Origin of the sequence: Streptomyces sp. 15-116A, from assembly GCF_025290915.1 — a bacterium.
Lineage (GTDB): Bacteria > Actinomycetota > Actinomycetes > Streptomycetales > Streptomycetaceae > Streptomyces.
On sequence record NZ_JAOCQE010000243.1, the window covers coordinates 1 to 9,799 of the forward strand.

The following is a 9,799-nucleotide window of genomic DNA, read 5'->3' on the forward strand; positions in this document are numbered from 1 at the left end:
GCCGGCGGACGGGCGGACGCGGGCGCCGGCGCATCAGGGCGCCCCGGCCACCGAGGGGTCGGAGGGCTGGGAGGCGTCCTGGCCGCCGGAGGGGACGACGGAGCCCGGCACCGACGCGGTACCGGACGGGACGGACTGGGGCGCGGCGCCCTGCGACTCGGGGACCTGGGGCTCAGGGGCTTGGGGCTCAGGGACCTGAGGCTCGGGAGCGGGAGCCTCCGGAGCGGAGGGCTCGGGTTCCGGTGGCTCCTGTGGCGGTGCCGCGGGCGGGTCGCCGGGGTCCGTGCCGGGCGGGGACGGGGGCGGCGGCGCGGGGTCGGACGGGTCACCGGGCGCCGATGGTTCGCCGGGAGCGGAAGGCTCACCGGGGGCCGACGTCCCCGGCTCTTCCGGCGATGCGGAGGGCGGCGTCTCCGGATCGGCCGGCTCCGGGGATCCGGGCGCCCCCGTGACCGGCGCCCCACCGGGCGTGAGAGGCGTGGCGCCCGGCGTGAGCAGCGAGGCCCCGGGGACACCGGACGGGGTCAGCAGCGTGGCCCCCGGCTCGCCGGGCGGCGACAGCAGCAGGGCGGCTCCGGACTCGCCGGGCGACATCAGAAGCGGTACGCGCGGCGCTCCCGGACCTGCCTCGCCGCCCGGACCGCCGGCTCCCCCGAGGCCCGGTATCAGCGGATCGCCCGGCACCCAGGGCGTCCCGCCCGAACTGTCCCGGTCCGGCGCGGTCGGCACGCTCTCGGGAAGCGGCGGCAGCAGCGCGCCCGGCGCGAAGGGCGTGGCACCCATGACGCTCAGCCCCAGCACCGCCAGATACGCGGCCGCCAGCCCGGCGAACCCGTACCCGGTACGGCGGATGAGCCGCGCCCGCCGGCCGGAGGAGTCGACGAACACGGGGAGTCCCGCGGCCGTCGGCGCCCTCGCCGCCACCCGACCGGAACGCCCGGAATATCCGGAATGCCCACTTTCCGGCATGCCGTCAGGCTACGACCGGAACGCCCTCGCCGGAACTCCCCCTCAGCGGAACCTGGCGACAGCGCCCCGCCCCACAGAAGCTACGTCGGCGATCCGGACGAGAACCGCCGCAGCAGCGGCGACAGCACCAGCACCGACTTGGTCCGCTCCACGAACGGCTCCCCGGCGATGCGCTCCAGGACCCGCTCGAAGTGCCGCATGTCGGAGGCGAAGACCTGGGCGACCGCGTCCGCGTCCCCGGTGACGGTGGACGCGGCCACGACCTCCTGGTACCGCTCCAGGCCCCGCTGGATGGTCTCCGGCGAGGTGTTGCGGCGGCAGTAGATCTCGACGAACCCCTCGGTCTCCCAGCCGAGGGCGGCCGGGTCCACCCGGACGGTGAACCCGGTGATCGCCCCGGTGGCCCGCAGCCGGTCCACGCGCCGTTTCACGGCGGGCGCGGAGAGGCCGACGAGCTGGCCGATGTCCGCGTAGGAGCGGCGGGCGTCCTCGGCGAGGGCGTGCACGATGCGTTCGTCGAGATCGTTCAGCACAGTGGGGTGTTCACTTCTCAAGCGTTGCGAGCCGGGAGCGGCGGTAGCCGTACAGGAAGTAGAACACGAGACCGGCCGCCATCCAGAACCCGAAGACCACCCAGGTCACCGAGTCCAGGCTGAACATGTTGTACGCGCAGAAGCCGAAGCCCAGCACGGGCAGCACCGGCCCGAAGGGCACCTTGAAGGTGCGCTCCAGCTCCGGGCGCTTGTAGCGCAGGACGATCACCGCGACATTGACCAGCGCGAAGGCGAACAGCGTGCCGATGCTGGTGGCGTCGACGAGCTTGCCGAGCGGGATCAGGGCGGCGAGGACACCGCAGAACAGGGAGACGATCACCGTGTTGAGGCGGGGCGCGCCGGTCTTGTGGTGGATCTTGCCGAGCGCCTTGGGCACCAGGCCGTCGCGGGACATCGCGAAGAGGATGCGGGTCTGGCCGTAGAGCACGGTGAGCACCACGCTCGCGATGGAGATGACCGCGCCGAGCGCGAGCAGCGTGCCCCAGAACGTCTGGCCGCTGACGTCGTTCATGATCGCGGCGAGGGAGGCGTCGGAGCCCTCGAACTTGGTCCACTTCCAGGCGCCGACGGCGACGGCCGCGACCAGCACGTACAGCGCGGTCACGATGATCAGCGACAGCATGATCGCCCGCGGCAGGTCCTTCTTCGGGTTCTTCGCCTCCTCACCGGCGGTGGAGGCGGCGTCGAAGCCGATGTACGAGAAGAACAGGGTGGCGCCGGCGGCGCTGACGCCCGCCATGCCGAGCGGCATGAAGTCGGCGTAGTTGCCGGACTTGAAGCCCATGAAGCCGACCGCGCAGAACAGCACCAGCGCGGCTATCTTCACCGCGACCATGATCGTGTTGGCGCGGGCGGACTCCCGCACACCGCCGAGCAGGAACACCATCGCCAGCAGGACGACGAGCAGCGCGGGCAGGTTGATGATGCCGCCCTCACCCGGCGCCGAGGACAGCACCGAGGGGATGGTGACGCCGATCGTGCCGTCGAGCAGCTCGTTGAGGTACTCGCCCCAGCCGACGGCGACGGCGGCCACCGACACGCCGTACTCCAGCACCAGGCACCAGCCGCAGACCCAGGCGACCAGCTCGCCCATCGTTGCGTACGCATACGAGTACGAGGAGCCGGCGACCGGGATGCTGCCCGCGAGCTCGGCGTAGGACAGCGCGGAGAAGAGCGCCGTGAGGCCGGCGATGACGAACGCCAGGGTGACCGCCGGACCGGCCTTGGGGACGGCGTCGCCGAGGACGACGAAGATGCCGGTGCCGAGGGTGGCACCGATGCTGATCATGGTGAGCTGCCACAGCCCGAGCGAGCGGCGCAGACTGCCGCCCTCGCCCTGGCCACCCTCAGCGACCAGGCGTTCCACGGGCTTGCGACGCATAAGGCGCGCACCGATGCCCGGGGACGGCGGGGCGGTGGTACTGCTGCTGCGCGGGGGTGCGCCTTGGTCGAGCACGCGCTGACTCCTTCGTCACTTCCGGATCTGCGCGGCCGGGACCGACGGTGCCCGCGAGAAGCGGGGACCCGTCGAGCGGGGTCCCCGCCACACACGTACAGCGCGTAACCCTACGAGGTCGGACGTTGCTCCTGAAATGCAGCAACCTTGCGCACCCTCGCAAGATCATTGCGTTCCTCGCGGCGCGGCGGGTGTTCGTTGCACGGGAGCTTTCGACCGTTGCACAAAGGCCCCCGGTGTTCCCATCAGCGGGAACAACCGGGGGCCTTGGGCACCAGGGGCAGGCGTCAGGTCCAGCTGGCGTGCAGCGGCTTGCCCTCGGCGTAGCCGGCGGCGCTCTGGATGCCGACGACGGCCTTCTCGGCGAACTCCTCCAGGCTCGCGGCACCGGCGTAGGTGCAGGAGGACCGCACGCCCGCGATGATCGAGTCGATCAGGTCCTCGACGCCCGGCCGGGTCGGGTCGAGGAACATGCGCGAGGTGGAGATGCCCTCCTCGAACAGCCCCTTGCGGGCCCGGTCGTACGCCGACTCCTCGGAGGTGCGGTTGCGCACGGCCCGCGCGGAGGCCATACCGAAGGACTCCTTGTAGGGGCGGCCGTTGGCGTCGTGCTGGAGGTCGCCCGGGGACTCGTAGGTCCCGGCGAACCAGGAGCCGATCATCACGTTGGAGGCGCCGGCGGCGAGGGCCATCGCCACGTCACGGGGGTGGCGGACACCGCCGTCGGCCCACACGTGCTTGCCGTACTTCTTCGCCTCGGCCGCGCACTCCAGTACCGCGGAGAACTGCGGCCGGCCGACGCCGGTCATCATGCGGGTGGTGCACATGGCGCCGGGGCCCACACCGACCTTGACGATGTCCGCGCCCGCCTCGATCAGATCGCGCACACCGGCCGCGGCGACGACGTTGCCCGCGACGACCGGGACCTGCGGGTCGAGGTCGCGGACCAGCTTCAGCGCGCTGATCATCGACTCCTGGTGGCCGTGGGCCGTGTCGATGACGAGGGTGTCGACGCCCGCGTTCAGCAGTTGCTCGGCCTTGCCCGCGACATCGCCGTTGATGCCGACGGCGGCGGCGATCCGCAGCCGGCCCTGAGCGTCGGTGGCCGGCGTGTACAGCGTGGCGCGCAGGGCGCCCTTGCGGGTCAGGATGCCCGCGAGCCGGCCGCCCGCGTCGACGGCGGGGGCGTAGCGCCGGTTGGCGCCGTCGAGGGTGTTGAACGCCTCGCGCGGGTCCATGCCGGCGTCGATCAGCAGCAGGTCCCGGGACATGACCTCGGCGAGCTGCGTGAAGCGGTCCACTCCGGTCAGGTCGGTGTCGGTGACCACGCCGACGGGCCGGTGGTTCTCGTCGACCACGACACCGGCGTTGTGTGCGCGCTTGGGCAGCAGGGCGAGGGCGTCGGCGACGGTCTGGTGGGGGGCCAGCACGATCGGAGTGTCGAGCACCAGGTGGCGGCTCTTGACCCAGGAGACGACCTCGGTGACCACCTCGATCGGGATGTCCTGCGGTATGACCACCAGGCCGCCGCGCCGGGCCACCGTCTCGGCCATGCGGCGGCCGGCGATGGCGGTCATGTTGGCGACGACGAGCGGGATGGTGGTGCCCGTGCCGTCCGGGGAGCTGAGGTCCACGCCCTGACGGGAGCCGACCGCCGAACGGCTCGGCACCATGAAGACGTCGTCGTACGTCAGGTCGTACGCGGGCTGGATGTCATTGAGGAAACGCACGTGCTGCACATCCCAGTCGATCAGAGGCGGCCCCCGGACAGGTCAGCCAGGGGGAAAGAGCACGTACTTCATTGTCCCATGACGAACGCCCCGACCACCCCGGGCAGATCGTCCAGGCTGGTCAGGGGGTGTCTGGAGGAAGCTCCAAAGGCGGGGCGCGGGCTCGGGACGCGCGGGTCAGCCGGGGCCGAGGGTGACGAAGAGGCCCGGGCCGCGGTCCGTCGCCTCGGCGAAGACCTCCTCGGCCACCTGCCACTGTTCGGGCCGCGTCTCGGCGTACGCCCGCCAGCCGCGCACGACGACCAGCAGCCCCCGCTCGACGGCACCCTCGGGCCACAGAGTGGGGTCGGCCAGGGAGTCGGCGAGGGCGTCCCAGTTGCGCCCGAACCAGTCGGGCAGGTGCAGGGCACGGGCGCAGCGGTCCATCAGACCGGCCTTGTCCGTCACCCCGTCGAGGTCCACGGTGACCGTGATCCGCCCCGCCGGGTCCTCCGCCATGCCCTGCCCCGCTTCCCGTCTCCCGGCCCGCGCCGGGCGCGGTGCCTCCGGCCCGGCGCGAACCGGGCCTCCGTCAGATTCCGTCCGGGTCCGCCCGGTTGAGCGCGGGCTTCGGCGGCGTTCCCGCCGTCATCAGGTAGTCCGCGGCCGAGGTGTCCGTCACCAGGCTGGTGACGAGCCCCGAGCGCAGCACCGCGTCGATGGCGGGCCCCTTGCGCTGCCCGCCCGCGATGGCGACGACCTCGGGGATACGGCGGAGCTGGTCGGCCTTGACCGTGATGCACCGCTCCCCCAGGTCCCGGCCGACCCGGCGCCCCTCGGCGTCGAAGAGGTGCGCGGACATCTCGGCGGCGACCCCGAGGGAGGCGTAGTGCGCCCGCTCCTCGTCGCTGAGCATGTCGTGCACCGTGGAGATGCCGGGCTCCCAGGAGCCGATGGAGACGCAGGCGACGGTGACCTTGTCGAAGTACTCGAAGGCCCGCGCGATCCCGGTCTGGTTGCGCAGCGCCGCCGCGGTGGCCGCGTCCGGCAGCAGCATCGGCGCGTAGATGGGGTGGGCGTCGCCGCCCGAGACCTGCGCGGCGCGCCGCACCGCCTCGACGGAGCCGCGCTCGGCGGTCCCGGCGTCGTACACGCCCGTCAGCTGCACCACCGTGCAGGGCGGCAGCCGGTCCAGGGCCGCCGCCATGTGGATGGTGGACCGGCCCCAGGCCAGACCCAGCACATCCCCTTCGTTGACCAGTTCGCCGAGCAGGTCGGCGGCCACTTCTCCCAGGTTCTCGGGGTCGGGTGTCTCCTCGGCCTCGGCCGGGGACTCGACCACGACGGCGTGCCGGAGGCCGTAGCGGGCGCGGAGCGCGTCGGAGCGCTCGGCGTCCAGCTCGGCCGGCACGCGGATCTCGATGCGTACGAGATCCCGTTCGAGGGCGGTCTCCAGGACCCGGGCCACCTTGAAGCGGCTGACGCCGAACTCCTCGGCGATCTGGATCTTGGACTTCCCCTCGAGGTAGAAGCGGCGGGCCATGGCCGCCGCCTGCACCAGCTCAGCGGGTCCCATCCGCATGGCTGACCGGCCCGCCGACATACCCGACACGGCGATCTCCTCACTGCTGTTCACACTCTGGATTCGCCGTTCATCCTTGCAGATCCGGCGCGCTTGATCAGCCCTGCTGGGAGCCGTTCACATTCCCGTGGCTCAGTGGTCGCATGCCCAGGACGCCTTGCCGGTGGCGGCCTCGGCCTGGTTGCGCAGTGCACGGACCGCCTCGGCCGGGTCCGACGCCCCGTACACGGCGCTGCCCGCGACGAAGACATCGGCGCCCGCGTCGGCGCACTGCTCGATGGTGGACGCCGAGACCCCGCCGTCGACCTGCAGCCACAGCTCCAGACCGTGCTTGCTGATCAACTCGCGGGTGCGGCGAATCTTCGGAAGCATGATGTCGAGGAAGGCCTGTCCCCCGAAGCCCGGCTCAACCGTCATGATCAGCAGCATGTCGAGCTCGGGGAGCAGGTCCTCGTACGGCTCGATGGGGGTCGCGGGCTTGAGCGCCATGGAGGCGCGGGCGCCCTTGGCACGGATCTCCCGGGCGAGCCGTACGGGAGCGGCGGCCGCCTCGACGTGGAAGGTGACGGAACCGGCCCCCGCCTCCACGTACTGGGGCGCCCACCGATCGGGGGCCTCGATCATCAGATGGCAGTCCAGCGGAGTGTCCGTCGCCCGGGCGAGCGACTCTACGACCGGTACGCCGAGGGTGAGGTTCGGGACGAAATGGTTGTCCATGACGTCTACGTGGAGCCAGTCGGCGCCGTGCACTGCGTTTGCCTCGGCGGCGAGGTTGGCGAAGTCGGCGGAGAGGATGCTGGGGTTGATCTGGACGGCCATGCACTAAGCGTGCCATGCCCTCCGGGGGTTGCGTGCAGCGGTCTCGGGTGGGGACGGTTGTGCGGCGACTGCGGGCTCGCTGTGGCTGGTCGCGCAGTTCCCCGCGCCCCTTACTCGGTGTTGCTGCGGAGGTGGCTATGACAGGGAGCCGGGGTGTCGGTCACCTCGTCTGCGGGCGGCGGGCCAAGTGGCTGGTGTTGGGGTTCTGGGTGGTGGTGCTGTTTCTGATGGCGCCGTTCGCTCAGAAGCTGACCGATGCTCAGGACAATGACGCCGCGTCCTGGCTGCCGGGGTCCGCCGAGTCGACACAGGTGCTGGAGATCTCCGAGGACTTCCGGCCCGAGCAGATTCCGGCGATCGTGATCTACGCCCGGGAGAGCGGGCTGACGGCGGCGGACCGGGAGCGGATCGCCGAGGACGTGGGCGAGCTCAAGCAGCTGAGCGCGCACGGGATCATGGGCGACCAGACGCGCGGGCCGGTGTTCGACCGGGAGACCGATCCGCGTGCGGCGCAGGTGTTCGTGCCGATCACCATGGACGAGAAGGGCTGGGAGCGGATCGGGCCGGCCGTGGACTCCATCCGGGAGGACGTGGGCGGGAGCACCGGTGGGCTCGCCGTCCATGTGACGGGGCCGGGCGGCACCTCCGCCGACTTCGCCGAGGCCTTCGAGGGCATCGACTCCACGCTGCTGTTCGCGGCGATGGGCGTGGTCATCGTGATGCTGCTCATCACGTATCGCAGCCCCACTCTGCTGCTCGTGCCGTTGCTCGCGGTGATCTGCGCGCTGTTCACGGCGCAGGCACTGATCTACTTCCTGGCCGAGTACGGGGGCCTGACCGTCAACGGGCAGAGCGCGGGAATCCTGACGGTGCTGGTGTTCGGCGCGGGAACGGACTACGCGCTGCTGCTGGTCGCCCGGTACCGGGAGGAGCTGCGCCGGCACGAGGACCGGCACGAGGCGATGGCACTGGCCCTGCACCGGGCGGGTCCGGCGGTGATCGCCTCCGGCGCGACCGTGGTGCTGAGCATGCTGGTGCTGCTGGCGGCGGAGATGAACTCCACGAGGGGCCTGGGGCCGGTCGCCGCGATCGGTGTGGCCGTCGCGCTGCTGGCGATGATGACGCTGTTCCCGGCGCTACTGGTGATCTTCGGCCGGTGGATCTTCTGGCCGGTCATCCCGCACCACGGTGCCCCGGACCCGACCGAGCGCGGCATGTGGGCGCGCATGGGCCGCCGTATCGCCCGGCGTCCGCGTATGACGTGGGCCGTGACGGCAGTGGTGCTGGCGATCTGCTCGCTGGGGCTGATCCAGCTGCGCGCCGAGGGCATCAGCAACGCGGACTCCTTCACGGACACACCGGACTCGATCACCGGTCAGGAGGTCTCCGCGCGCTACTTCCCGGCCGGCAGCGGCGATCCCCTCGTCATCGTCAGCAACCAGGCACAGGCCGAGCAGGTGGGCCGCGCGGTCGCGGGGACGGAGGGCGTCGTCCCGCAGTCCCTGGGGCTGCCGCCGGGCGCGAAACCGTCGTTCGAGGGCAAGGTGCTGTTCGAGGCGACCATGACCGCCCCGTCGGACAGCGAGGCGGCGAAACAGACGGTGGAGCGGGTGCGGGACGCCGTGCACGCGGTGCCGGACGCCGACGCCAAGGTGGGCGGCGGCACGGCGGCACTGCTCGACATGGACAAGGCGACCACGCACGACAACGTGCTGATCATCCCGCTGGTGCTGGTGGTCGTGCTGCTGATCCTGTGCGTGCTGCTGCGCGCCCTGATCGCGCCGCTGCTGCTGATCGGGACGGTGATCCTGTCCTTCGCGGCGGCGCTCGGCCTGAGCGCCCTGGCCTTCCGGCACGTCTTCGACTACGCGGGCGAGTCGACCGACTTCCCGCTGTTCGTCTTCGTGTTCCTGGTGGCCCTCGGCATCGACTACAACATCTTCCTGACCACCCGCATCCGCGAGGAGGCCGCAAGGCAGGGCACCCGGCCCGGCGTGGTCACCGGCCTCGCCGCGACCGGTGCCGTGATCACCTCGGCGGGCCTGGTCCTGGCCGGCACCTTCGCCGCGCTCGGCACACTGCCCATGGTCGCCTTCGCCGAGATCGGCTTCGCGGTCGCCCTGGGCGTGCTGCTGGACACGTTCATCGTGCGGTCGGTGCTGGTCACGTCCCTGTTCCTGGACGTGGGCCCGAAGGTGTGGTGGCCGCACCGGCTGGCCCGCGAGGACGGCGGGGGCGAGGTGAGGGAACCCGACGAGACGCGTGTCAGCCGGTCCGGCGGATGAGCGCCAGATACATCGCGTCGGTCCCGTGCAGATGCGGCCACAGCTGTACGTCGGGACCCTCGCCCAGGTCCGGTACGCCGGGCAGCATGGGCCGGGCGTCGATCAGCTCGGCCTCGGGGAACTGCTTGAGCAGGTCACCGACCACGGCCCGGGTCTCCGCGAGGTGCGGTGAGCAGGTGGCGTAGCCGACCACACCGCCGGCCCGCACCGACTCCAGGGCGGTGCGCAGCAGCCCGCGCTGGAGCGGGGCGAACCCGTCAAGATCCTCGGGGCGGCGCCGCCAGCGGGCCTCCGGGCGGCGGCGCAGGGCCCCCAGTCCGGTGCACGGCACATCGACGAGCACCCGGTCGAAGCTGCCGGGCCGCCAGGCGGGCCGGGTCCCGTCGGCGGCGACGACCTGGTACGGGCCGGGATTGCCGGCCAGC

8 protein-coding genes and 1 pseudogene are annotated in these 9,799 nt (G+C 71.9%); 1 reads left to right on the top strand and 8 read right to left on the bottom strand.

Going from position 1 to position 9,799, the window contains the following annotated elements:
• Positions 1–33: 33 nt before the first annotated feature.
• From N4P33_RS27895 to rpe, 7 genes are all read right to left on the bottom strand, one after another.
• On the bottom strand, positions 34–888 hold the full coding sequence (locus N4P33_RS27895) for a hypothetical protein (RefSeq protein ID WP_260829581.1): 855 nt from the start codon (positions 886–888) through the stop codon (positions 34–36).
• A 161-nt stretch (positions 889–1,049) separates the two neighbouring features.
• Complete coding sequence (locus N4P33_RS27900; protein WP_093551890.1) at positions 1,050–1,502, bottom strand: Lrp/AsnC family transcriptional regulator; 453 nt, start codon at positions 1,500–1,502, stop codon at positions 1,050–1,052.
• Between the two features lie 10 nt (positions 1,503–1,512).
• A complete protein-coding gene (locus N4P33_RS27905; RefSeq protein ID WP_260829582.1) occupies positions 1,513–2,979 on the bottom strand; it encodes an amino acid permease in 1,467 nt (488 codons plus the stop codon).
• A 287-nt stretch (positions 2,980–3,266) separates the two neighbouring features.
• A complete protein-coding gene (locus N4P33_RS27910; protein WP_260829583.1) occupies positions 3,267–4,709 on the bottom strand; it encodes a GuaB1 family IMP dehydrogenase-related protein in 1,443 nt (480 codons plus the stop codon).
• Between the two features lie 177 nt (positions 4,710–4,886).
• Complete coding sequence (locus tag N4P33_RS27915) at positions 4,887–5,207, bottom strand: barstar family protein (RefSeq protein ID WP_260829584.1); 321 nt, start codon at positions 5,205–5,207, stop codon at positions 4,887–4,889.
• Between the two features lie 73 nt (positions 5,208–5,280).
• Positions 5,281–6,324 (bottom strand): sugar-binding transcriptional regulator, encoded by a 1,044-nt coding sequence (locus N4P33_RS27920; protein WP_260829585.1) that lies wholly within the window; start codon positions 6,322–6,324, stop codon positions 5,281–5,283.
• 78 nt (positions 6,325–6,402) lie between these two features.
• Positions 6,403–7,089 carry a ribulose-phosphate 3-epimerase gene (gene rpe, locus N4P33_RS27925; RefSeq protein ID WP_260829586.1) on the bottom strand — a complete coding sequence of 229 codons (687 nt, stop codon included), beginning with the start codon at positions 7,087–7,089 and terminating at the stop codon, positions 6,403–6,405.
• Positions 7,090–7,226: 137 nt separating this feature from the next.
• On the opposite strand from rpe, the gene N4P33_RS27930 reads away from it, so the two are divergent.
• On the top strand, positions 7,227–9,374 hold the full coding sequence (locus N4P33_RS27930; RefSeq protein WP_260829587.1) for an MMPL family transporter: 2,148 nt from the start codon (positions 7,227–7,229) through the stop codon (positions 9,372–9,374).
• Here the strand turns inward: N4P33_RS27930 and N4P33_RS27935 are convergent.
• Positions 9,355–9,799, bottom strand: a pseudogene (locus N4P33_RS27935) (rRNA cytosine-C5-methyltransferase); the annotation flags it as partial. The gene N4P33_RS27930 and the pseudogene N4P33_RS27935 overlap by 20 nt on opposite strands.

Excerpts from the sequence above, each read along its gene's own strand:
- N4P33_RS27930 (WP_260829587.1), top strand. The coding sequence starts at position 7,227 with ATGACAGGGAGCCGGGGTGTCGGTCACCTCGTCTGCGGGCGGCGGGCC.
- N4P33_RS27915 (WP_260829584.1), bottom strand. The coding sequence starts at position 5,207 with ATGGCGGAGGACCCGGCGGGGCGGATCACGGTCACCGTGGACCTCGAC.
- rpe (WP_260829586.1), bottom strand. The coding sequence starts at position 7,089 with ATGGCCGTCCAGATCAACCCCAGCATCCTCTCCGCCGACTTCGCCAAC.